21 protein-coding genes and 3 tRNA genes are annotated in these 23,569 nt (G+C 46.4%); all 24 read left to right on the top strand.

Features of this window, described 5'->3' with window-relative positions:
• Window positions 1-82: 82 nt before the first annotated feature.
• The 24 genes from Tfer_RS07470 to Tfer_RS07580 all read left to right on the top strand — a co-directional run bounded on the left by Tfer_RS07470 (window position 83) and on the right by Tfer_RS07580 (window position 23,236).
• Window positions 83-1,618 carry an anthranilate synthase component I family protein gene (locus Tfer_RS07470; protein WP_052217730.1) on the top strand — a complete coding sequence of 512 codons (1,536 nt, stop codon included), beginning with the start codon at window positions 83-85 and terminating at the stop codon, window positions 1,616-1,618.
• Window positions 1,611-2,462, top strand: coding sequence for an aminotransferase class IV (locus Tfer_RS07475; protein ID WP_052217733.1), 852 nt, complete (start codon window positions 1,611-1,613; stop codon window positions 2,460-2,462). The genes Tfer_RS07470 and Tfer_RS07475 overlap by 8 nt, the downstream gene beginning before the upstream one ends.
• 86 nt (window positions 2,463-2,548) lie before the next feature.
• Window positions 2,549-3,214, top strand: a complete 666-nt coding sequence (locus Tfer_RS07480; protein WP_052217734.1) for a Crp/Fnr family transcriptional regulator — start codon at window positions 2,549-2,551, stop codon at window positions 3,212-3,214.
• Window positions 3,215-3,370: 156 nt separating this feature from the next.
• Window positions 3,371-7,219, top strand: coding sequence for a proton-conducting transporter transmembrane domain-containing protein (locus tag Tfer_RS07485; RefSeq protein ID WP_052217736.1), 3,849 nt, complete (start codon window positions 3,371-3,373; stop codon window positions 7,217-7,219).
• Complete coding sequence (locus Tfer_RS07490) at window positions 7,194-8,156, top strand: respiratory chain complex I subunit 1 family protein (RefSeq protein ID WP_052217738.1); 963 nt, start codon at window positions 7,194-7,196, stop codon at window positions 8,154-8,156. Before Tfer_RS07485 ends, Tfer_RS07490 begins: the two co-directional genes overlap by 26 nt.
• 16 nt (window positions 8,157-8,172) lie before the next feature.
• Window positions 8,173-8,604, top strand: coding sequence for an NADH-quinone oxidoreductase subunit B family protein (locus Tfer_RS07495; protein WP_013121782.1), 432 nt, complete (start codon window positions 8,173-8,175; stop codon window positions 8,602-8,604).
• Window positions 8,605-8,616: 12 nt separating this feature from the next.
• A complete protein-coding gene (locus Tfer_RS07500; RefSeq protein ID WP_052217740.1) occupies window positions 8,617-9,141 on the top strand; it encodes a 4Fe-4S dicluster domain-containing protein in 525 nt (174 codons plus the stop codon).
• Window position 9,142: 1 nt separating this feature from the next.
• Window positions 9,143-9,679 carry an NADH-quinone oxidoreductase subunit C gene (locus tag Tfer_RS07505; RefSeq protein ID WP_013121780.1) on the top strand — a complete coding sequence of 179 codons (537 nt, stop codon included), beginning with the start codon at window positions 9,143-9,145 and terminating at the stop codon, window positions 9,677-9,679.
• Window positions 9,676-10,758: a hydrogenase large subunit gene (locus Tfer_RS07510; RefSeq protein WP_052217742.1), complete on the top strand. Its 1,083-nt coding sequence runs from the start codon at window positions 9,676-9,678 to the stop codon at window positions 10,756-10,758. The genes Tfer_RS07505 and Tfer_RS07510 overlap by 4 nt, the downstream gene beginning before the upstream one ends.
• Before the next feature lie 50 nt (window positions 10,759-10,808).
• Window positions 10,809-11,192, top strand: a complete 384-nt coding sequence (gene hypA / locus Tfer_RS07515) for a hydrogenase maturation nickel metallochaperone HypA (protein WP_083436844.1) — start codon at window positions 10,809-10,811, stop codon at window positions 11,190-11,192.
• Window positions 11,179-11,751: a 4Fe-4S dicluster domain-containing protein gene (locus tag Tfer_RS07520; protein ID WP_052217744.1), complete on the top strand. Its 573-nt coding sequence runs from the start codon at window positions 11,179-11,181 to the stop codon at window positions 11,749-11,751. The genes hypA and Tfer_RS07520 overlap by 14 nt, the downstream gene beginning before the upstream one ends.
• A gap of 16 nt (window positions 11,752-11,767) precedes the next feature.
• Window positions 11,768-13,678 (top strand): anaerobic carbon-monoxide dehydrogenase catalytic subunit, encoded by a 1,911-nt coding sequence (cooS, locus tag Tfer_RS07525; RefSeq protein WP_052217746.1) that lies wholly within the window; start codon window positions 11,768-11,770, stop codon window positions 13,676-13,678.
• A gap of 93 nt (window positions 13,679-13,771) precedes the next feature.
• A complete protein-coding gene (locus Tfer_RS07530) occupies window positions 13,772-14,560 on the top strand; it encodes an ATP-binding protein (protein WP_052217748.1) in 789 nt (262 codons plus the stop codon).
• Between the two features lie 42 nt (window positions 14,561-14,602).
• Window positions 14,603-15,859 carry a hydrogenase formation protein HypD gene (hypD, locus tag Tfer_RS07535; RefSeq protein WP_052217750.1) on the top strand — a complete coding sequence of 419 codons (1,257 nt, stop codon included), beginning with the start codon at window positions 14,603-14,605 and terminating at the stop codon, window positions 15,857-15,859.
• Window positions 15,860-15,933: 74 nt separating this feature from the next.
• Window positions 15,934-16,009 (top strand) — tRNA-Lys (locus tag Tfer_RS07540).
• Window positions 16,010-16,017: 8 nt separating this feature from the next.
• Window positions 16,018-16,093: transfer RNA gene (locus tag Tfer_RS07545), tRNA-Glu, on the top strand.
• Between the two features lie 169 nt (window positions 16,094-16,262).
• Window positions 16,263-16,529 carry a hypothetical protein gene (locus Tfer_RS07550; RefSeq protein WP_152909002.1) on the top strand — a complete coding sequence of 89 codons (267 nt, stop codon included), beginning with the start codon at window positions 16,263-16,265 and terminating at the stop codon, window positions 16,527-16,529.
• A 62-nt stretch (window positions 16,530-16,591) separates the two neighbouring features.
• Window positions 16,592-16,666: transfer RNA gene (locus Tfer_RS07555), tRNA-Gly, on the top strand.
• Window positions 16,667-16,740: 74 nt separating this feature from the next.
• Entirely contained in the window at window positions 16,741-16,881 is a 141-nt protein-coding gene (gene scfA / locus Tfer_RS15990) for a six-cysteine ranthipeptide SCIFF (RefSeq protein WP_013121773.1), read from the top strand.
• 109 nt (window positions 16,882-16,990) lie between these two features.
• Entirely contained in the window at window positions 16,991-18,376 is a 1,386-nt protein-coding gene (scfB, locus tag Tfer_RS07560) for a thioether cross-link-forming SCIFF peptide maturase (protein ID WP_052217754.1), read from the top strand.
• 25 nt (window positions 18,377-18,401) lie between these two features.
• Window positions 18,402-19,148, top strand: coding sequence for an SDR family NAD(P)-dependent oxidoreductase (locus Tfer_RS07565; protein WP_052217756.1), 747 nt, complete (start codon window positions 18,402-18,404; stop codon window positions 19,146-19,148).
• A 214-nt stretch (window positions 19,149-19,362) separates the two neighbouring features.
• Window positions 19,363-20,697, top strand: coding sequence for a PocR ligand-binding domain-containing protein (locus Tfer_RS07570; RefSeq protein WP_013121770.1), 1,335 nt, complete (start codon window positions 19,363-19,365; stop codon window positions 20,695-20,697).
• 23 nt (window positions 20,698-20,720) lie between these two features.
• Entirely contained in the window at window positions 20,721-21,383 is a 663-nt protein-coding gene (locus tag Tfer_RS07575) for a cobalamin B12-binding domain-containing protein (protein ID WP_052217757.1), read from the top strand.
• A gap of 71 nt (window positions 21,384-21,454) precedes the next feature.
• Window positions 21,455-23,236, top strand: a complete 1,782-nt coding sequence (locus tag Tfer_RS07580; RefSeq protein WP_052217759.1) for an ASKHA domain-containing protein — start codon at window positions 21,455-21,457, stop codon at window positions 23,234-23,236.
• Window positions 23,237-23,569: the final 333 nt, after the last annotated feature.

Below are 23,569 nucleotides of genomic sequence, written 5' to 3' on the forward strand. Positions count from 1 at the left end.
AGCGGACATCCCACCGAATAGGATATCCTATTCGGTTTTCTTTTTGCCCGGAAAAATTAAGACGCTAGGGAGGTATAGCCTAATGTATACTTTGGACTTTGCAACCTTTGCACGGTTGGCTGAAAAAGGGAAAAGGATTCCCCTGGGCCTGGAGACAAGTCTGGAACCACAGGATAATGTGGTGACAATTGTTGAAAAACTGGGGCTTTTGGGCAAACCCCTGGTTTTACTGGAGAGCGGTAAAGGAACAGAAAGTTCGGCCCGGTATTCTTTTATTGGTTTTGAACCCTGGCAGGTGTACCGTTCTTTCGGTCGGACAGTGGAAATAAAAAATTACCTGGCAGGAAAAACAACAGAAGTGACAGCAGATCCATATGAACAATTTCGGACGGAAATGAATAACCTTTCCATGGTCCGATATGAAGGACTGCCGCCCTTTGTTGGCGGAGCCATGGGTTATTTTAGCTATGATATGGGACGCTATTTTGAAAAAATGCCGGTACTTGCGAAAGATGACCTTGCGCTGCCGGAAAGTTATTTTCTCTTTACAGATAAGGTCATTTGCCTTGATCATAAGGAAAGCAAGGTCAAGATCTTTATTTGTGCTTACATAGAAAAATCAGAAGAGAATTACCTGTTTGACCTTTATGGCCGGGTGCTGGATCAACTGCATTTGTTAGCCGAAGCTATCCGCAAAAATAAGTCCGGGCGCCGGATTACTGCCGAGGATTTAAATTGCCGTGGAAAAATTGAGCCCGTCTGCAATGTAACTCAGGAACATTTTGAAGAAATGGTCAGGAAAGCGAAGGAATATATAAGAGCGGGCGATATTTTCCAGGTGAATCTTTCTTTGCGGCTGGGACATGCTTCCAAAGTTGAGCCATTTACTCTGTACAAGGTACTGAGGGAAGTCAACCCGTCTCCATATATGAGCTTTCTGGACTTTGGAGATATGCATATAGTCAGCTCGTCGCCGGAGCTGCTAATCAGAATCCGCGATGGTTGGGCTGAGACCAGGCCCATTGCCGGTACCCGCCGCCGTGGAGTGAACAGGGAGGAAGACCTGGCTCTGGCCAGGGAACTTGTTAACAATGAAAAGGAGCGGGCCGAACATATTATGCTGGTAGACCTGGAAAGAAACGACCTGGGCCGGGTCTGTTCTTACGGGACTGTAGAAGTGAATGAGCTGATGGTTATCGAAGAATATTCACATGTTATGCACATTGTATCTAATGTCCGGGGTCACCTTGCTCCCGGCAAAGACCGGTTCGATTTATTCAAAGCCGTGTTTCCGGGCGGGACTATCACCGGCGCGCCTAAAATACGGTCGATGGAAATAATTGAAGAACTTGAACCCACCCGCCGGGGGCCGTATACCGGTTCCATAGGTTATTTCGGCTATGCCGGTGAAATGGAAATGAACATAGTAATCCGCACCCTGGTTGTCAAAGAGGGTATGGCATATGTACAGGCGGGGGCAGGTATAGTGGATGATTCCGTGCCTGAGCGGGAGTATTTCGAGTCCTGTAAAAAGGCGGAGGCGTTATTGAAGACGCTGGAAATTGCGGAAGCTTTGGGCGAAAGTCGACCGGCAGGGGAGGCCGAAGCCAGTGCCTGATTTTGTTTATTTAAACGATAGGATTGTGCCGGCGGAAGAAGCAAAGATATCGGTATTTGATCATGGTTTTTTATATGGCGACGGTTTGTTTGAAACCATGCGGGCCTATAAGGATACGGTTTTTTGGCTGGATGACCATGTGGATAGACTGCTTGCATCTTGCGGGATGATGAGAATAAAGCTTCCATGGACCAAAGAGGAGCTAAAAAAAGCTGTATTGGCCACTGTAGCGGCAAATAATCTGGAACATGCAGCCGTAAGGTTGACAGTATCCCGCGGCGAAGGGCCGCCGGTTCCCGACCCGGCCGTATGCCAACAACCTACCCTGGTCATTACCTGCCGGCCTGCCGCCAAACCGGGAGGGGAAACCTATGAAAAAGGCGTTGACGTTGTTGTCCTGAAGACGAGAAGAAATTATGACCAGGCATTTCCTGTATCAATTAAATCCTGCAATTTTTTAAACAACATTTTCGCGAAACAGGAATTAAAGGGTACAGGAGCATATGAAGGATTGATGCTGAACTATGCAGGCTACCTGACTGAGGGGACAGTAAATAATCTCTTTTTTGTCCGCAGGGGCACTTTAAATACGCCTGAATTGGCGTGCGGGCTTTTGGCCGGAATCACCCGCGCACATGTTATCAAACTGGCCCGGCAGGAAGGAATGGAAATTAACGAGGGCAAATTTAAGCCTGAGGACCTGCATGAAGCTGACGAAGTTTTCCTGACCAATTCCCTTTCGTTGATTATGCCTGTGCGGAAAGTGAACGACCGGGTCTTATGCTGCGTGCCCGGAAAAGTAACCGCAAAATTATCGGAGCTGCTGTTTGGTATTTTTGATTAGATTAACTTTTAAATTTGCACTTGCTGATTTCATGTAAAGCTGGTTATACTTTAGTTAAAAAGCCCAACCAATTTTGAGGGGATAATATGCCGACAAGAATGAAACTGACAAATGTTAATCTTTTGGAATCTCTTAATTCACCGGAATATGAGGAATTGAGAAAAGCGTTTTTGACGAAACAATTTTCCAGGAAAGAAATTATTTCTTTTCCCAAAGAAGAACCAGACAAAGTGTACTTTATCAAGTCCGGGAGAGTCAGGGTTTACCTGGCTTATGAGGATAAAGAATTTACCTTGTCTATTTTGGAATCCGGTGACATTTACAGTACACACACGAGGGCCTTTACCCAGGCTATGGAAGATACTACTTTATTCTTCGTAGATACCAGAGAGTTTGGAGAAATCGTTGCTAAATTTCCGGCTTTGGCTCTATCGATGGTTAAAGTGTTGGGAGACTTGCTGAAAAACGCCATTACGATAATAAATGGACTGGTTTTTAAGGACAGCCATGTCAGGTTGGCGGAATTCCTGGTACACGCAGCACAGGATAAGGGAGAACACGGTCCGGAGGGCATTGAGGTCAAGCTTGGTTTGACTACTGAGGAAATTGCCATGGTTTTGGGCATTACCCGGCAAACAGTTTCGACCCTTTTTAATGATCTGATAAAGTCCGGAATAATTAAAAAACTGGATAGAAAGACTATTTTAATAAAGGACATCAGTTTTTTAAAAGAACTCTCAACTAAATCTTAATCGAGCGGCATAACGCAGCTCAATCTTGATTCGAGCGACATAACGTGTCGCTCTTTTTTTATGGTTTTGTCAAATGCCCGACAGAATTTAGTTATTAAAAGTGATAGTTTTTAAATCAGAGAAGGATGTACTTTAATTCACAAAGGAGGAAAGAATGTGGGCGTTGATCTGTTGAGTGGTTTTCACCCATGGATTGCCGCGTTGGGTGTACTTATTTTGTTGACAGGCGAAATGTTGACACTCAAGTACATTAAAAACCTGTCAGCTATGCTTATCTTATCCACGGTTGCGGAAACAGGGTATGTGTTATTGGGATTTGGAACAGGTACTTACACTGGTATTACAGGGTCAATCCTTCACCTGGAATACCAGGCTGTAATGCGTGGGTTGGTTTTTGCAGCCGCAGCAGTATTAATAATGAAAAGGCGTTCCGGCAGCCTTGATCATCTAAGAGGAATTATCAAAAGCTATCCTCTTTGCACTGTACTTTTCAGTTTTGGGTTGTTTTCAGTTATCGGATTGTCTCCTTTTAAAGGCTCCATAAGCAAATTTTTAATAATTTATTCGGCAATTCAAAGCGGGCACCTGCTGCTTGCTGCTCTTGCAACCTTGGGCAGCATTATTGAAGCTTGGTATTGCCTGGTGGTGGTCCAAAAGCTGTGTTTTGAACAGCAAGATAGTTTGGCAGTTGTTGAAGAGCAAAATACTAAAGTTTCTCCCTTTGCCAACCTGTTAATGCTTATTTTAGCCGGAATGACCGTTGTTATGAGCCTTTTTCCGGAACCTTTCATCCATTTTGCCCAAAATACAGCCAGTCTGATAACGGCCAACAACGGGGGCCAGCCAATGCCTGCTTTTGAGACACCTTGGCCGGTTTTAGTTTTATTACCCTATGCAGGCGGTTTTGCTGTTTATCTGATTGGTTTGATTTCACACAGGCTGAGGAATCTCTCGGCTATTTTCATAACGGCTTTAACGGTATATTTTGTGTGGAATGATACCGGTTTGGACAGTTTATCAAGACTCTTTGCTTTTATTATGGCGGCAGTAATTTTTCTGGTAACCCTGTATTCGGTGGATTATTTAAAAGGCAAAGAGCATTCCAACCGCTACTTCTTTTTCCTGCTCATGATGTTGGGCAGCCTCTTAGGGCTTTCGACAAGCAAGGAACTGGGAAACTTCTATACCTTCTGGGAGCTGATGACTTGGTCTTCGTACTTCCTGGTGGTTCACGAGCAAACAGATAAGGCCCTAAAAGCCGGTTTCAAGTATTTCATGATGTGTACAGCCGGGGCATATATTATGCATTTTGGCATATTAACGCTTCATGTTAAGCTTGGTACCTTTGATATGTCTGCAATTTCCGCAAACCTGCATTTGTTATCCCCTGCTCTCTTAGTAACTATATTAATCCTGTTTATTACCGGGTTTGGGGTAAAAGCAGGTCTGTTTCCGTTTCATAGCTGGCTGCCTGATGCTCACCCGGTGGCTCCATCATCCATATCCGCCCCGATGTCCGGAATTTTGACAAAGGCGGGAGTTTACGGACTGATCAAAATATTATTTGTTGTTTTTGGCGCAGGGTTGCTGGCCCAACTGGGTACAACCGGGAAGGTACCGATGACAGGTTACGCCATTTCCGTCATGGGCGCCATCACAGTTTTGTATGGGGATATCATGGCTTTACGGCAGTCAGACCTGAAAAAATTATTGGCGTTTTCGACGTTGGCCCAGGTTGGCGAAATAGTGCTTACCCTGGGAACGGGCACTTACCTGGGGATGGTCGGTGGGTTGTATCACGTTCTGAACCATGCAATCATGAAGACTTTGCTGTTTCTTGCAGCAGGCGCTTTAATCTTCCGGCTGAAAAGCCAGGATGTGGATAAACTGAGAGGCATTGGCAGGGTGATGCCCTGGACTTCCTTGTGCTTTGCCGTGGGTATCCTGTCTATTATGGGCTTACCTCCCTTTAACGGATTTATCAGCAAATTTTTAATGGTTTACGCTCTGGTGGAAGCCGGCCGGATACCTTTTGCCGTGGTGCTGCTGGCGGGGGGCGTAATAGGGAGTTTTTATTACCTGAAATTGATAAGAATTATGTTTTATGAAAAATATGTGGGCCCCAAGATTTCCGAAGCGCCCTGGACCATGTCGGTACCTGTGACTGTTCTCGCATTGCTGGCTTTAGTTAACGGCCTCTATCCGCAAGGCGGACTGGCCCTTGTTAAAAAGGCCGCTGATTTGATTGCATTGCGGGGCGGTATGCCTCTGCAAATTATTCCCCAAATTAACCCGGTCTGGACATGGCCTGTGATAATCAGCATAATGGGAGCGTTTATGGCCTTTGCCCTGGGGAAAGTTTCAATCAAATTAGGCGGCTGGGGGGCGGCAACTGCGATGTTGGGGGCATTTGTTGCTGTCATTTACCTGAACTCCCATTATGACATTCTTTCAACATCTTTCGCTTTATTGATCGCCTTCATGGGCATCTTAAATCTGGTCTATTCTGTAGGGTATATGGATCACAGCCATGCCCAAACCAGGTATTACCTGATGTTTTTACTGATGATAGGCGGTCTGCTTGGGGTGGCCCTGAGCAAAGATTTGTTTAGTTTCTTTGTATTTTGGGAAATCATGAGCAGTTGGTCCCTGTATCTTGTCATCATTCATGAGGAAACTCAGGATGCCTTGCGCGAAGGTTTTAAGTACTTCTTTTTCAATTATACCGGCGCAACCCTGGTATTACTGGGGCTGCTGCTCCTTACGGTGAATGCCGGAACTTTTCAGATGAGTGAACTGGCTGTCCGTTTGAATAGCTTAAGCTCCGGACAGGTAGCCGCCGGCATAATTTTGGTGTTAGCCGGTTTCGCCATGAAAGCAGCCATGTTACCCTTCAGGATAGATTACCAGATGCATCCCCCGGCGGCGCCTACACCTGTCAGCGGTTATATTTCTTCTGTGCTTCTGAAAAGTGCTCCTTTTGGCATGGTAAAGCTGTTCTATGTTTTTGGCGGGGTTACCCTTCTGAGTAAATTTGGCCTGATTGGCGGTCAGCCGGTAATAATGTATGGTATGGCCTGGGTGGGAGGTATCACTCTTGTGATGGCTGCTTTCCTGGCTTTACTGCAAAGTGGACTGAAGCGTATACTCATCTATTCTACCGTGAGCCAGATCGGCTATATTGTTCTCGGGATAAGTCTGGGGTCATCGTTAGGAATGGCAGGGGGACTACTGCACCTGCTCAACCACATGCTGTTCAAAAATCTGCTGTTTCTGGCGGCAGGCGCCATAATGTTCAGAACAGGTATAGACAATCTTGATAAATTGGGTGGAATCGGTAAAAAAATGCCGGTTACTTTAACGGCCTTCGCCATAGGGGCATTTTCCGTGGCCGGAATTCCTCCCTTTAACGGTTTCGTTTCCAAACTGGTTATTTATCTGGCTGCCATAGAGAAAGGATACGCGGCGCTGACCTTGCTTTCTATGTTAGGCAGTGTACTGACCCTGGCCTACTTTATGAAGTTTTTACACTCGGCATTTTTCGGGCAATTACCTGAGCATTTGGAATCTGTAAAGGAAGCGCCCTGGACTATGCTGGTTCCAATGGTGATTCTGGCCATATTGTGCCTTGTCCTTGGGATAGTACCAGGACTCGCTTTAAATGTAATTACATCAATAATAACATGGTTAGGTCTGCCTTCTATTCCTGCCGGTCTCTTTGGAATTGAATCGGGTTTGGGTAATATGGGGATTTTAACTGTTCTGATAGTAACATCGCTGACTGTAGGACTGGCCGTTTATTTATTGGGGAACAGCAAAGTGAGGGTTACCGAAATTCATACCTGCGGTGTTGCCGATATACGGGGTGAGGAGATGCACGTAAATTCCCATAACCTGTATGCTGCCCCTAAGCAGTTAACTAATTGGTTAATGAGAGCAATAGTCAAGTGGCCGGTCATTCTCAGGGGGGTGAATCGTAATGAAAATTATCATGACTGCGCTTAATCTGCTCATATTTCCCGGCTTCCTGTTTGCCCTGAGTTTTGGCCTGTTTCTGGCCGGAGTTGACCGCAAGTTGGCGGCCCGGATCCAGCGACGTGTGGGACCTCCCCTTTACCAGCCTTTTATAGACCTGGTGAAGTTAATGCGCAAGGAAACGGTTATACCCCGGGCTGCGCACCCGACAGCCTTTCAATACGCCCCTTTGTTAGGTGTTGCCGGGTTAGCGGCAGCCATTCCGTTAATGCCTCTCCCCGGCGTATACGCAGGGCTGCGGCAACCCGGAGACTTACTGATTATTTTATACCTGCTTACCCTACCTGCGGTGGCATTAATGATCGGAGGATCCTCATCCGGTTCTCCTTTTGGCGCTCGAGGGTTTTCCAGGGAAATGTTGATGATGATGGCTTATGAAATTCCTTTGTTAATCGTTTTAGTTACAGTTGCCTTAAAAGTTGGCCTGGCTACCGGCGAAACAGCCACCTTTTCATTAAGTAAAATAGCGGAATATCAGCTTAATCATGGTCCGCTACTATTTGATTACAGAATGTTACCGGCTGCCCTGGCCTTTCTGGCCTTTATCCCGGGCACTGTTGGTGTTGTCCCCTTTGATATACCGGAAGCCGAAACAGAAATATTGGAAGGTCCGCTTCTGGAGTACTCAGGTCCGGGTCTTGCCCTGTATAAAATTGCTTACTCCCTGAAATTAGTCGTAGTTTTGACCCTGGCTGTTTTGCTCTTTTACCCTACTGTTTTGGGGGTTAGTCCCTTATTAAATTTGTTGTGGTTTATGGCCAAGTGCGTCGTGCTGGTGATATGCTCAATCACATTGGTAAGGACCACTACCGCCAGGCTGAGGATTGACCAGGCCTTTAAATTCTACCTGACTGTGCCGGCCGCTTTGGCTTTGGTAAGTCTGATTTTGATACTTTTTAAATGGTAAGGGGAGGTGCTGAAGAATGAAAAGCCTGTTGCCCCAAATATCCACCAGGTCTCCCTGGTTATACCGTATTAATGCCGGTTCCTGCAACGGATGTGATGTGGAGCTGGCTACTACGGCCCTGATTCCCAGATATGACGTGGAACGGCTGGGATGTAAATATTGTGGCAGTCCAAAGCATGCAGATATTGTTTTGGTTACGGGGCCTTTGACCGCCAAGGTGAAAGACAAGGTGCTGCGGGTTTATGATGAGATACCTGATCCCAAAGTAGTTGTGGCTGTCGGTATTTGCCCGGTCTCGGGAGGAGTGTTCAGAGACAGTTATGCAGTTCACGGCCCTGTTGATTCCTATATACCTGTTGATGTTAATGTTCCAGGATGTCCACCGCGGCCGCAGGCTATCATAGACGGCATAGTAGAGGCCATCAAAATATGGAAATCCAGGATGTAGGGGTGGATAAACATGTTTTCATTTATAAAAATTGTGCTCCGGAATTTGATCCGGGGACCGAGTACAGAACCATATCCCTTTGGCAAGGCTTCTGCTCCCAAAGGACTGCGGGGTAAAGTGAAATTTGACGCCCACAATTGTGTTGCCTGCAGAATGTGCGAACATGTTTGCGCCGGAGGAGCAATTCAGTTCAGTGAAGTTCCTGATAAAAGAGGGCTTAAATTCACTTTATGGCATAATACCTGTGCCTTTTGCGGGCTTTGTGAATATTACTGTCCGACCAAGGCTATTCACCTGACCGGGGATTATCATACTGCACATTTACAGAAAGACAAATACGGTTACGTGGAAACCGGATTAGTAAAATATCAACCGTGTGCAAACTGCGGGACACCCATGGTCCCCGTAAGTCCCCGCCTTCTTTCTCTGGCTTACGGGCAGGTCAACGGCGATATAGCCAGGCTGACTCATTTGTGTTCCGAGTGCCGCCGGCAGATTTGTGATCCGGTAAGTAGTAACCGTTCAGAGGTGAAATAAAGTGGCATCAGTACAAGAAATTTTTTCAGAAAAACTCCGCTCATTTTTTGGCGATGCGATAAGTTTGCAATGGAACACAGATAATAAGGGCGCTGTTTGGGGGTGGTGCAGGCTGGCTGACCACCACAAAATAGACCAGGTAGCGTTGATTGTTGCCGGTCTAAGGGGACGGGTAATTACTATTACGGCCTACTGGACAAAAAAAGACACTGCAACTGACGTGCTGGAAATTGCTTACCATTTCGATCTTGATGGCTGTACTTGCACTGTAACAGTATCACTGCCTGCTGATGACCGGAGTATTAAATCGATTACGCCCATTTTGAAGAGCGCCGACTGGCATGAAAGAGAAATGCAGGAGTTATACCCTGTAAAAGTGTTGGGACACCCCAACCCCCAACCCCTGTTCCTGGCCGAGGGAACCGATATTGGAGAAACAGGGATGGTTCCTTTGTCTGAGGCTATGCAGGGAGCCACAACCAGGACATTATGGGAAAAGGTCAACCTGGCTAATGCAGAAAGGAGGGATAAAAATTGAGCACCTATACAATCCCTGTGGGTCCCCTCCATGTTGCCTTAGAGGAACCAATGTATTTCAAAATACATGCCGAAGGAGAAACAGTAACGGATATCGATATAACTGCCGGTCATGTGCACAGGGGAATGGAGTATCTGGCTCTGAAACGCAATATTTATCAGAACATCACCCTCACAGAACGGGTATGTTCACTCTGTTCCAACAATCACCCCTTCACCTACTGCATGGCTTTAGAAAGACTGGCGGGCATTGAGGTTCCGGAACGGGCCGAATATCTCCGGGTGATCGCTGATGAGATCAAACGCATCGCCTCACATTTGTTTAATACAGGAATGTTAGCCCATATTATCGGTTTCGATTCATTGTTCATGCACGTAATGGAGTTAAGAGAAATAGTCCAGGATACAAAAGAAACAATTTATGGAAATCGGATGGACCTGGCGGCCAACAGTATTGGCGGGGTAAGGTACAACCTTACTGAAGAAAAAGGGAAATACCTCCTGAAAAATTTAGAGCAGCTCAAAAAACCGCTGCAGGAGATTTGCAAAATTTACAGTACCAATCCCCTGGTCAGACTCAGAACAGAAGGGGTAGGCATATTACCCAAAGAAAAAGCCGTCGAGTATGGAGTAGTCGGGCCTGTCGCCAGGGGTTCCGGAATCAATTATGATGTACGGGTGAAAAACCCTTACGCAGCATATAACCGGTTGAAGTTTACTGTTCCTGTGGAAACCGCCGGGGATGTCAGGGCAAGGGCTATTGTAAGGTTAAGAGAAATTGCGGAGTCAATAAGCATCATTGAACAGTGTGTCCGTGATATGCCCGAGGGACCAACCTGCCTGGATTATTTGCCTGATATTCCCGCTGGGGAGGCAGTTGCCAAGTCGGAGGCGCCGCGGGGGGAACTGCTGTATTATGTGCGTACGGCCAACAGTGATCTGCCTGAACGCATCAAATGGCGCGTACCAACTTATATGAACTGGGAAGCTTTGAAAATCATGATTCCAGGGAACAAACTGGCCGATGTTCCGGTTATTATCGGCAGCATTGACCCTTGTATTTCCTGCACCGAGAGATAGCCAACCTTAATGCATTAGCTCCGAAGGTTTTCACTATACGGGAGGAAGGGATGCCCATGCATGAGGCGGCAATAGTAGAGAGTATTTTCAATGTGCTCAATGCCCAAATAAAGGAGCACCGGATAAAAAAAGTATTGAAAGTAAAACTCAGGGTTGGGGAAATGACTGCCATAGAGAATACCACTTTGATAGCCTGTTTCGAAGTTTATGCTGAAAATACCGCGGTCCAGGGAGCAGACCTGGTCATCGAGCGGGTTCCGCTCAAGGCAAGGTGTCAGGAGTGCAAGGAGGAGTTTCCTGTGCTCAATTATAGTTTTCGCTGTTCCCGCTGCGGGGGCATAAATGTACAGGTTATTTCAGGCAGGGAACTGTACATTGAAAGCATTGAAGCAGAAAAGTTTGAAGAGGAGGTGAATCCCAGTGGCCAAAATTAAGGAGAACTCGTTTATTTATGCAGACCCGCAGAAATGCCTGGGCTGCAAAAATTGTGGACTGGCCTGTGCGCTGGCTCACGCGGGTTGTGACCTGCAAACGGCTGTAGCGGGAAAACGGCAGTTACAGCCGCGCAACTCAGTGGTCAAGGCAGGCGACATGTTTATGCCGATTCAGTGCCGGCAGTGTGAAGACGCGCCATGCGCCCAGGCCTGTCCAACGGGAGCTATCAGGCAGGAGGATGGATTAGTCAAAATCAACGAACAAAACTGTGTTGGTTGCAAAGTGTGCTCTATGGTTTGCCCTTTTGGAGCCATTGTTGTGACTCCGGTTCCTAATGCTGAACCAAACCGGAAGACTAAAAGGGGCAAGGCCTTAAAATGTGACCTATGCTTCAGCAGCGTCCGGAAAGATGGCCAACTAACCTGCGCCTGTGTGGAAGCCTGTCCCACGCAGGCTGTAATGCTGGTTGATCCTGAGGGTTACCGGACAAAGATTCTTGAAGCCAGGGCCAAAGAATTGGCCAAGGCTCATTCAGTAGCTAAGCAGAAGCGGGCATAAAATTGGGGGGAGAAGCGTGAATAAGGATTATAAATTTGTTGACCAGGCAATTGAAGAGCTGCTGCCGAAAGTCAAGGAGGCAGGATTGGACACGGTTTGGGACAGGTTCAAAAGCATGCAGCCACAGTGCGGATTTGGTGAGCTGGGAATTTGCTGCCGTATCTGTTGGAAAGGGCCGTGCCGTATTGACCCCTTTGGTAACGGGTCTCAGCGCGGCATTTGCGGGGCAGATGCTCACACCATTGTGGCGAGAAATCTGATCAGGGGCATCGCGGCAGGAGCGGCCGCTCATTCCGACCATGGACGGCATATTGCTCTTACTTTGTTAGAAGTAGCTGAGGGCCATGCCCCGGCGTACTGCATAAAAGATGAAAAAAAATTAATGAGCGTCGCCGCCAGGCTGGGCCTGTCCACTGAAGGCAAAAATGTCAGGCAGGTGGCCAAAGAGGTAGCCCTGGCTACGCTGGAGGATTTTTCCCGGCAGAATTCCAGTATTCCTTGCAGTTGGGCCAGGCAAACCATGACCGCTGAGCGTGCTGAAAAACTGACTGCCCTTGGCGTCATGCCGCATAATATTGATGCTGTTGTAGCAGGCATTATGAATCGCACTCACGTAGGATGTGATGCTGATCCGGTTAACCTGTTGCTTGGCGGTTTGAAAGGGGCGCTGGCCGACTATACCGGAATGTATTTGTCTACCGAATTATCTGACGTTATTTTCGGTACTCCTGAACCGGTCATAACCACGGCTAATCTCGGTGTTCTGAAAGAAGATGCGGTGAACATTGCCGTGCATGGGCATAACCCGTTATTGAGCGAAATTATTTGTGATGTGGCCGGGTCAATGGATGAAGAGGCAAGGCAGGCCGGCGCAAAGGAAGGGATTAACATTGTCGGCGTCTGTTGTACGGGCAACGAGGTAATGGCCAGGCGCGGCATCCCGCTGGCCACAAATTACCTTTCCCAGGAAATGGCTGTCCTCACCGGGGCAGTAGATGCCATGGTTGTTGACGTTCAGTGTATCATGCCGTCATTAGGCGTTTTGCAGGAGTGCTACCATACCCAGTTGATAACTACTATGGCCACCAATAAGATACCGGGGGCAGTTCATGTGGAGTTTACAGAAAAAACTGCGCTGGAAGATGCCCGGCGGGTTGTTGAACTGGCTATAGAGGCTTATAAAAGAAGAGATAAAAATAAAATTAATATTCCCCAGTACAAAGAAACAGCAATTGTAGGTTTCAGCGCTGAGGCAGTTTTTGCTGCATTGAGCAAGCTAAATAAGGAAGACCCGTTAAAACCTTTGTTAGATAATATTGTCAACGGCAATATTCAAGGGGTGGCATTATTTGCCGGCTGCAGCACCACCAGAGTTGCCCAGGATCATAACTTTGTTACTATTGCCAGAGAACTGGCCAGGCATAACGTGTTATTGTTAGCTACCGGGTGTGGAGCCGGCGCCTTTGCAAAACTTGGGCTCATGACTCAGGAAGCCACTGAGGCTTACGCCGGGGATTCCCTTAAGGCGGTCCTTACCGCTGTCGGGGAGGCCGCCGGGTTAAATGGCCCCCTGCCATTGGTTCTGCATATGGGCTCATGTGTTGATAATACCAGGGCTGTTACCGTAGCTACAGCTCTGGCCAATAAGTTAGGAGTCGATTTAGACAAGCTACCTGTGGTGGCGTCCGCACCGGAGGCTATGTCCGAAAAGGCCGTTGCTATAGGTACCTGGGCGGTGACTTTGGGTATACCGACTCATCTGGGGATAATACCTCAGGTTACCGGGTCTTCTTTGGTGACTGAGGTGTTAACTGATAAGTTGAAAGACCTGGTAGGTGGCTACTTTATAGTCGAGACTGACCCTCTCCGGGCAGCAGGCAAGCTTTACGAAGTAATTCGGGAAAGGCGCAAGGCTTTGGGGATATAATCTTTGATTATGTTTGAAAATATATCTTAAAAAGAGATTAGGGCTGGTTTCAGCCCTAATCTCTCAATGCAAACCCCAAAAGGAGCTGAAATTATGAAAATTGCAGTTACAGGTAAGGGTGGAGTTGGGAAAACAACGGTTTCCGGCACTCTGGCCAGGATTTTTGCTGCCGATGGATACCGGGTACTGGCTATTGATTGTGATCCTGACGCTAACCTGGCTTCTGCTATTGGGATACCGGAAGAACAATACCGGTCTGTTATCCCTTTTTCCAAAATGAAAAAGCTGGCCGAAGAACGTACAGGGGCCAGTGGTGGATATGGCACATTTTTTATTTTAAACCCCAAGGTAGATGATTTGCCTGAAAAATACTGTATCAACTATAAAGGGGTCAAACTGTTGGTGATGGGCACCGTAGATCAGGGGGGCAGTGGCTGCGTATGCCCGGAACATACCCTTATTAAGCGCTTGATGCACCACCTTCTTGTTCAAAAAGACGAAGTAGTAATTATGGATATGGAAGCAGGTATTGAACATTTAGGCCGTGGCACTGCCGATGCTGTTGATGCCATGATTGTGGTGGTAGAACCCGGACAACGGAGCATCCAGACCGCCAGGCAAATTTGCGCCCTGGCAAAAGATTTGGGGGTTAAAAATCTTTATGTAGTCGGCAGTAAAGTACGCAGTGAAAGTGATATGCACTTTATTAAGGACAGCCTGCCGGGACTTCCCATATTAGGCAAGGTTTCATTAAATGAGCAGATAATTAAAGCAGATATGCAGGGGATAGCTCCCTACGACCTGGGTGGGCAGGTTGTACAGGAAATCAGGGCCATAAAAGACAGGTTAGTGAATTTGCTTAACAAACCTGTTCACTTATAGATACCGGTTTCACATCATTTCAGCCAGGAAGAAGGTGTAATTATGTGTGTTGCAACTGTGGGAAAAGTTGTAGAGATCCGGGGGAAAAGGGCAGTTTGCAGTTTCAGAGGAGTGCTCAGGGAAGTTTCGATTTCACTGGTTCCGCGAGTTAAATTGGGAGATTCTGTCGTAGTTCACGCGGGCTTTGTGTCTGAAATTATTAAGGATACAAATAATTATTATCATGATTTGGTTGCCACAGATGCTTTGGCCGGGCAAATCCTAGACGCTATTAAACGGGAAAACACAAAAATGCACCATCGTCATGTGAGGCTGATGAACTTTTGCGGTTCCCATGAGAGTACTGTAATCAGATATGGGCTACGGCAACTGCTGCCGGAAAATATTGAGCTGGTATCGGGACCGGGGTGTCCCGTATGTGTTGTTCCCAATGAAGAAATAGAGATGGGCATAAAACTGGCAAAATCAGATAATATTATTTTAACTGTTCACGGTGACATGATGAGGGTGCCAACCGGCCTCGGTTCCCTCGAAGAAATCAGGGCCGCGGGAGCTGACGTCCGCATAGTTTATGATATAAACGAAGCCATACAAATCGCGCGGGAGTGTTCCAGGGAGGTAGTTCATTTTGCCGTGGGTTTTGAAACTACGGCCCCGGCAACAGCGGCGGCAATTCTGGAAGCTGGCGGGATTTCTAACTTTTCAATAATTTCGTCCCACAGGATGACGAGCCCCATAATTCAGTGCGTTCTGCAAAATTGCGAGGTGGATGGCGTTATTGCCCCAGGCCACGTGGCCATGATTACGGGACTCAAGCCTTTTGCAGAGCTTAACAAACAATTTAAAATTCCCTTTGCAATCAGTGGTTTTCAACCTATAGATATTCTGCATTCTGTATTAAATATTTTAATCCGGATAAATGAAGAAAAGCCGGAAGTATTTAATCAATATACACGGGTGGTAAACTCTGGGGGCAACCTGGAAGCCCAGAAAAAAATTGAACAGGTATTTACTGTGCAGGACGATTATTTGCGCGGTTTTCCCAAGTTGGCGAAGTCACGGTTGGTCCTGAACAGGCGGTGGAGTAAATTTGACGCTGAAAAGAAATTTAACCTCCGGCTTAATGAAAAGAAAAGGGGCCAACCGGACGACAGTTTTTGTGGCGCTGTTTTGCAAGGTGCTATGCCTCATCAGTGCCCGCATTTCGGAACTGTTTGTACACCGGTTAATCCTTTAGGCCCCTGTATGGTCTCACAGGAGGGACCTTGTTACGCCAGTTACCATAATGGAACAGAATGAGATGATTTGTATATAAAAACTGTTGACATAAACCATATCTTATAGTAATATATAAACCTGTGAGACGCTTTTTTGAGCCATTAGCTCAGTTGGTAGAGCACCTGACTTTTAATCAGGGTGTCGCTGGTTCGAGTCCAGCATGGCTCACCATTTTATGCGGCCCCTTGGTCAAGTGGTCTAAGACACCGCCCTTTCACGGCGGTAACACGGGTTCGAATCCCGTAGGGGTCACCAAGTGGAATATTACGGAAAGTGCTGAATTGAAATTCAGCGCTTTTTTTGTTGTATGTGTTTTTGAAGAATTAATACACCGTTGCGTTTTTTTACAGCGAGGAATATAATTAAGTCATGGGAAAAATATGAAAGGAAGTATTGTTTCGGAAGAGAATCCCTCAATAAAAGGGTGGATAGCGTAGACAAGAAGGTTGACGGCCTTGATAAGAAGGTTGATAGCCTGGAAAAAAGGTTTGACGGCCTCGACAAAAGAGTTGACAACCTGGAAAAAAAGTTGATGACGGTTTTGAAGGTATCTATAAGAAATTTAGATTTAATTTATGCGCAGGTAGCTTATAACACAGAGCAGGAAGTAAAAATCAATGAGATTGCTGCAAGAGTAGACCAACTTGAAACGGACGTCAAACTAATTAAAAAACTTGTATCAAATCAATAATCCTAATTCCTCCACTTGCATAAAAAGCCCAACTTGCATATAATATATAATAGACTAGACGAGCGGATGTAGTTCAGTGGTAGAATAACGGCTTCCCAAGCCGCAGGTCGCGGGTTCGAATCCCGTCATCCGCTCCATTATTATGCGCATAATCAGTAATTGATTTAGAAAAATAACATAAATAAAAAAGATGAACGGGGAGGATAGGTTAATGGCTAAACATATTAAAACCGTAAACAAAAAGAGCTTACAAGTTACCTTGAAAACCGGCGGCTGCGGAGAGTGCCAGACTTCCTGTCAGTCAGCTTGCAAGACTTCCTGTACAGTAGGTAATCAGGTTTGCTCTAAGTAAGCAGTACATAAAGTAAAAAAGCAAACAACCTGATCCCCGGAGGGATTGGGTTTTTATTTTGTAGGCCTTTTTTTGTGGATAGCGAAAAAGCTAATCAGGGGAGATAGAAGTGATACATAAATTTAAATTTGATGATAAAAAAATAGTTTTGGATGTAAACAGCGGAGCGGTCCATGTTGTGGACGACGTTACCTGGGACGTTTTGGATTATTACGAAAAATATGCTGAAAAAGACAGAGAGACAGTCCGGGACCTTGTTTTAAGGAACCTGAGCCGGCATTACAAAAATGAAGAACTGCTGGAAGTTATTAACGAGATAGAAGATTTAATTGAGCAGGGGCTTTTGTTCTCAGCGGACAGTATTCCCCGGGAATACAGTCTGCCGGAAAACCCGGTGGTTAAATCCCTGTGCTTACATGTTGCCCATGATTGCAACCTCAGGTGTAAATATTGTTTTGCCGGAACGGGCCATTTCGGTGGGGAAAAAGGTCTTATGCCCTTTGAGGTGGGCAAAGCGGCTATAGATTTTCTGGTGCAAAGCAGCCAGCGCCGGAAGCATTGTGAAATCGACTTTTTTGGCGGCGAACCATTGCTGAATATGGATGTAGTAAAGCAGATTGTCCATTATGGACGGGAACAGGGAGCAAAACACGACAAGGAATTTAAATTTACTTTAACAACCAATGCCGTCCGCCTGGATGCAGAAATAATCAATTACCTGAATGATAATGACATAGCTGTGGTATTAAGCCTGGACGGCAGACCGGAAGTAAACGACCGCATGCGCTTGACTCCCGCCGGTAAGGGCAGCTACCATACCATCACGCATAAAATAAAAGAAATGGTGCAGTCCCGCCATAATGAAAATTATTATGTACGGGGCACATTTACCAGGTTTAACTTGGACTTTGCTGCTGATGTACTGCACCTGGTAGATGATCTGGGTTTTAAACATGTGTCTGTTGAACCGGTTGTGGCAGGGGCTGAGAACGATTATGCTTTCCGCGAAGAAGACCTACCTGTATTGTTTGCGGAATACGAAAAGCTGACCAGAAGCTATCTGGAGCATTATAGTAATAGGAATGAATTCAACTTTTTCCATTTCAACCTGGAATTAGAGCATGGTCCCTGCCTGCCCAAGAGATTATCAGGCTGTGGCGCCGGCCACGAATATTTGGCTGTTACGCCTGAAGGCGACCTTTATCCGTGCCATCAATTTGTCGGCAGACGGGAATACAGGTTAGGTACTGTCTTCGACGGCATCTTTGAGGACAGAAGGCACATCATGAAACAATTTCAGCAGGCCCATATTTATAACAAGCAAAAGTGCCGGGAATGCTGGGCTAAGTTTTTCTGTTCCGGTGGCTGCCACGCTAATGCCCATGCTTTTAACGGGACCCTGCTTGAACCTTATGATATAGGGTGCCAACTGGAGAAAAAGCGTGTTGAGTGTGCTATATATATTCAGGTGAAAAAGATGAAAGGCGAAATTTAGCGAAACTTGAGAGGTAGGGGATCAAATGAGCTTTACCGGCAAAGTGGTTATTGTTACCGGCGCAGGCAGTGGCATAGGCCGGGCGGTGGCGCGGATGTATGCGGAACATAATGCCCGGGTCATAATCGCAGAAAGAAATCCTGAAACAGGTAAAGAAACGGAGCAGGTTATAAAAAAAGCAGGCGGTCAGGCTATTTTTTACCAGACTGATGTCAGCCGTCCCGATGACATATTAGCCTTGATGAAGTTTGCTGAAGAAACTTATGGACGCATTGAAATATTAATTAACAATGCCGGTGTTTCCAGGTGGAAATCGCCCTACGAAATTACCGTTGCGGAATGGGATGAGATAATTAATATTAACTTGCGCGGGGTGTTTTTGTGTGCGCGGGAAGCGGCCAAAGTAATGCGAAAGCACGGGGGAGGGGCCATTGTAAATATTGCGTCTACCAGGGCAATAATGTCCGAACCCGATTCAGAAGCTTATGCCGCCTCCAAAGGAGGAATTGTTGCCCTTACGCATGCTTTGGCTGTGTCATTGGGTCGAGATAAGATTCGGGTAAATGCTGTAAGTCCAGGGTGGATCGAATTGGGCGATTATGCCCTATTGCGGGAAATAGACCATTTACAACATCCTGCCGGGCGGGTGGGTAAACCTGAAGATATTGCCCGTGCCTGCCTTTTTTTAACCGCTGAAGGAAACGATTTTATCACAGGCGCTAATCTGGTTATTGACGGGGGCATGACCAGAAAAATGATTTATGAACCATGAACCTGCTATTTTGTTGTAACACTGGCAATATTTACCCAAAGGGTTTGATAATAATGTGGAGAAACAAATATTAAGAAAATTGCCGCTTTTCAATATAAAGCAGGATTGTACCGGAAAGGACAAATATTTACCTGTAATTATTTGTGAGTGGGTGTTATAAATAAAATAAGGAGATTATGTACACTGGTCTTAAGGATGGAAAGGCGGTGGCGAGATGGCTCAATTGAAAACCAAACAAAGTCAACTCAAAAAAGCCTCGAAAAGAAGCCGTCTTTTGGAAATAGTAGATAAAGAAGTGCTGAAAAAAATTCTTGATTCTTTTACAAATGCTACCGGCCTGACTGCCAATATAGTTGATACGGAAGGGCGGTCCATATTCAGTAAAGAGGATGCCCAGAAAAACTGTAAGTTCTGCCAGTTGATATGGCAATACCAACGGGAAAAAGGGCTTCATCGTTGTGCCGGGGCTTACGCCAGGGCCGGCAAACAGGCTGCTTTATTCGGTGAGCCTTATATCTTTCGCTGCCCGGCCGGTTTAATAGAATGGGCAGCGCCTATCATAATCGACGGCGAACATTTGGGTTCCATTATTTGTGGACAGGTTCTCATGTGGGAACCGGAAGATTTCTTCTGGATAGAACTAAAGCAATTTAATAAAAACCTCACTGATGACTTTGGCCCGTTAATAGAGGCCGCCAAGGAATTAAAGGTGGTATCCGGTAAAAAAGTAAAGGCTGCCGCTGACCTGCTGTTCGTAACAGCTAACTATATTATGAAAGCCGGTTGGGAAAACCTGCAGCACCGGCATGAACTGGCCGTGCAGCAATCTATACTGAATGAGGAGATTCAAAACCGCAAGGTGCTGGAAGAAAAACTTAGTGCCCGCAATTTGCAGTTGAGTTATTCCCTTGATAAGGAACGGGAATTGGTCAGTAAAATTAAACTTGGTGATATCGAAACAGCCAAGAAAATTTTCCAGGCCCTGTTGGCTGACATCTTTATTATAGGAGCGGCCAAACTGCCCGTTATCAAGGCCAGGGTACTGGAACTGGTAGTGCTTATGTCGCGTGCCGCCGTGGAAGGCGGAGCCGATTCAGAACAGGTCCTGGGCATCAATACGGAATTTGTCCAGGATATTAACAGATGCAACACTATTGAAGAGATTGACCTCTATGCCATTCAGGCATTGGAAAAATACATTAAAGCCGTTCAACGGCATGACAGGGTAAAAAATCACCATATCATTAATCAAGTTAAAGCCTTTATTAGGAAGAACTATTACAAAAACCTGACGTTGGAAGAAATAGCCGAGTCTGTATATCTCAGTCCTTATTACATCAGCCGCATATTTAAGGAAGAACAGGGTTTGACTGTTATGGATTATCTGACCAAGGTGAGGTTAGAAGAGGCAAAAAAGCTGCTGCGTAACCCTGCTTACCAGATTGAAGAAATAGCTGAAAAGATTGGTTACAATGACCCGAGCTATTTTTCCAAGGTATTCCGCCGCAAAGAAGGGATGACGCCAAGCCAGTTCAGACAAATGGCGTGACAGGCTGAAGGAAGGTAGACAATATGGAACAGATCATCAAACAAATACAGGAAGGTCTGCTGGAAGGCGATGCCCAGGTTGTTAAAAATTTAACGGAAAAGGCACTGGCCGTGGGTATCAATGCCAAAATAATAATTAAAGAAGGGTTAATGCCGGGTATGAAAATTGTCGGGCAAAAATTTCGTGATAACGAAATTTTTATTCCCGATGTGTTGATGTCCTCCAGGGCTATGCATGCCAGTCTTTATGTTTTGCGACCGCTTCTCACATCTTGCAGGCTTGCATTTAAAGGAAGCGTAGTTGTGGGAACCGTTGCCGGTGACCTGCATGATATCGGCAAGAACATGGTGGCCATGATGTTGGAAGGAGCGGGATATTCGGTTATTGATGCCGGTATTGATGTGCCGGCCGGCGATTTTGTGAAGGCTGTGAAAAAATACAAGCCGGACATTTTGGCCATGTCAGCCCTGTTAACAACTACTATGGGCGAACTGGGTGATGTCATTGCCCGGTTGAAAGAAGAAGGTTTACGGCATCATACCAAAGTCCTGGTAGGCGGCGGACCTGTAACGCCGGAATTTGCCCTAGCGATAGAAGCCGATGCTTATGCGGCAGATTCATATCATGCCATTGAGGCGGCTAACCGCCTGATAACGGGTGAAGTAGGTTTTATTTCGGTTTCTTAAATAACGTGTCAAACCAGACCTTATATTAAAATTACAGCCCCGCCAGGGGCTTGATTCACTTGGAGGGAATTATGGACAAAGTAAGAATTGTTTTCAATAACGGGCAAGAATGGCAGGTTGAAAAAGGCGCCAGGTTATCGGAGGTTATTAAGACCGCCGGGTTTCAAATGGATTTCCCCTGCGGGGGACAGGGCAAGTGTGGCCAGTGTAAAATAACAATAGGCTTACTGAACGGCATTGACAGAAAACAGGTTTTAGCTTGTACCTATAAAGTTGAGAAAGATACATGGGTGGAACTGCCTGAAGGCCTGGATAACCTTGGCACCCGTATTTTATCTTCGGGCAGTAAACCTGCTTTCGCCTTAAACCCTGGGTTCAGCAAGCATTATATTGAAGGAAATGTACAGGGGAACAGGTCTTTTTGGGACGGACTGGAGGAACAGGTCAGAGGGCTTGGTTACCGGATTCCACGGGATTTGACAATTTTACAGCATTTTGCTGAAACGGGTAGCAAGGCAAAAGGTCTCACTTTAGTGTGCGCGGGCGACGAGGTAATAGATGTTGAACCCGGCGATACCACCGGGGCCTTATATGGCCTGGCTGTAGATATCGGGACCACGACGGTGGTCGGGTATTTAATGGACCTGAATACCGGTGAGGAGTTGGCTGTAAGCGCCGATTTAAATGCTCAGCGGGTTTTTGGCGCCGACGTAATATCCCGCATCAATGCTGTTTACCAGGATAAAGATAATTTAACCCAATTGCAAATGAAGGTTATAGGGACTATTAATGGACTGCTGGAAAAAGTGATACAACAATCCGAGGTACCGGCGGAAAATATCTATGCGGTAACTCTGGCCGGGAATACCTGCATGCATCACCTTGCCCTTAGTCTTAACCCCAAGAACCTGGGTCGGTCTCCTTTCTTACCGGTGATTCAACATCCTGTGGAGGTTTACGCCCATAAACTTGGCCTAAATGTCAACCCACGGGCCCGGGTCTGGGTATTTCCTGTTATCGCAGGCTTTGTGGGAGGGGATACAGTAGCCGCTGTTCTGGCCAGCGGCCTGCACCGAAAAAAAGGAGTTAACCTTTTGATTGACATAGGTACTAATGGCGAATTGGTTGTTAATGCACACGGTCGAATGGCCGCTTGTTCAGCAGCAGCCGGGCCTGCCCTGGAAGGCGCTCAGATCACCTTCGGGATGAGGGCTGAGACGGGGGCCATAAGTAAAGTACAGCTTTTGCCGGAAATCAGGCTGGAGATAATCGGGCAGGAGCATGCCAAAGGCATCTGTGGTTCAGGGCTGGTGGACCTTTTGGGTGAACTGATTAAGGCCAAATTAATTAATCGACGGGGCAGGTTTGTTGCGCCAGAGGATTACAATGGGCCCCAATTTCTGAAAGAACGTCTGGTAAAAGGCGATAAAGGATATTACTTTGTACTGCGCAAGGCTGAGGAAAACGGAGGCCGGGAGATATATTTCTCACAGGAAGATGTTTCCCAGCTTCAGTTGGCCAAAGGGGCATTAAGAGCAGCCGTGGAGTTACTGGTTGAAAAGGTCGGTGTTGACGGGTTGGAAGTGGAGGAAGTACTGTTAGCGGGAGCCTTTGGCAACTTTTTGAACATTGAGCAGGCGTTGGTCATAGGTCTTTTGCCGGACTGGGCAAAGGGAAAAGTGCGTTCTATAGGTAACGCGGCCGGAGAAGGAGCCAAAATGGCCCTGTTGTCTGCCGATAAGCGCAGTGAGGCCACGGAGATCAACAGAATGGTAGAATTTCTGGAATTAGCGGGTACCGCCGATTTTCAGGGAGCTTTTGCCCAGGGCATGCTCTTTACCCATGCGGGTTGACAACACAAGAATCCGCCAATCGAAGAGCTACCCCCCTAAAGAGAGTTTCAGATTGAAGAAAAAGTTTCAAGTTGGCACGATAAGGGGAGCTTAAATGATTCATCCGCTCCGGATAACATTTAAGCTCCCCCATTTATCTAGGAGACCTTTGTCCATAACCTGCATCCCCCTTAGGGGGTTTTATCTTTAATTGGGGCATTCTAATAAAAATAGAGCTAAGTCGGTGAAAAGGCAAGATCATACCGGAAAGTGCTAAAAAGTACTACTGCAAAAAGTCAATATTGTACCTGAAAGTACAGCATTAATCCAGGGACAAATATGCCCTGATTTTGT

Source organism: Thermincola ferriacetica (genome assembly GCF_001263415.1).
Lineage (GTDB): Bacteria > Bacillota > Thermincolia > Thermincolales > Thermincolaceae > Thermincola > Thermincola ferriacetica.

What these genes read in the sequence shown, in the direction of transcription:
- Tfer_RS07490 (WP_052217738.1), top strand. Translation starts at nt 7,194, where the DNA reads ATGAAAATTATCATGACTGCGCTTAATCTGCTCATATTTCCCGGCTTC.
- hypD (WP_052217750.1), top strand. Translation starts at nt 14,603, where the DNA reads ATGTGTGTTGCAACTGTGGGAAAAGTTGTAGAGATCCGGGGGAAAAGG.
- Tfer_RS07580 (WP_052217759.1), top strand. Translation starts at nt 21,455, where the DNA reads ATGGACAAAGTAAGAATTGTTTTCAATAACGGGCAAGAATGGCAGGTT.
- Tfer_RS07530 (WP_052217748.1), top strand. Translation starts at nt 13,772, where the DNA reads ATGAAAATTGCAGTTACAGGTAAGGGTGGAGTTGGGAAAACAACGGTT.
- Tfer_RS07500 (WP_052217740.1), top strand. Translation starts at nt 8,617, where the DNA reads ATGTTTTCATTTATAAAAATTGTGCTCCGGAATTTGATCCGGGGACCG.
- Tfer_RS07565 (WP_052217756.1), top strand. Translation starts at nt 18,402, where the DNA reads ATGAGCTTTACCGGCAAAGTGGTTATTGTTACCGGCGCAGGCAGTGGC.
- hypA (WP_083436844.1), top strand. Translation starts at nt 10,809, where the DNA reads ATGCCCATGCATGAGGCGGCAATAGTAGAGAGTATTTTCAATGTGCTC.
- Tfer_RS07470 (WP_052217730.1), top strand. Translation starts at nt 83, where the DNA reads ATGTATACTTTGGACTTTGCAACCTTTGCACGGTTGGCTGAAAAAGGG.
- Tfer_RS07570 (WP_013121770.1), top strand. Translation starts at nt 19,363, where the DNA reads ATGGCTCAATTGAAAACCAAACAAAGTCAACTCAAAAAAGCCTCGAAA.
- Tfer_RS07495 (WP_013121782.1), top strand. Translation starts at nt 8,173, where the DNA reads ATGAAAAGCCTGTTGCCCCAAATATCCACCAGGTCTCCCTGGTTATAC.
- Tfer_RS07575 (WP_052217757.1), top strand. Translation starts at nt 20,721, where the DNA reads ATGGAACAGATCATCAAACAAATACAGGAAGGTCTGCTGGAAGGCGAT.
- scfA (WP_013121773.1), top strand. Translation starts at nt 16,741, where the DNA reads ATGGCTAAACATATTAAAACCGTAAACAAAAAGAGCTTACAAGTTACC.
- Tfer_RS07480 (WP_052217734.1), top strand. Translation starts at nt 2,549, where the DNA reads ATGCCGACAAGAATGAAACTGACAAATGTTAATCTTTTGGAATCTCTT.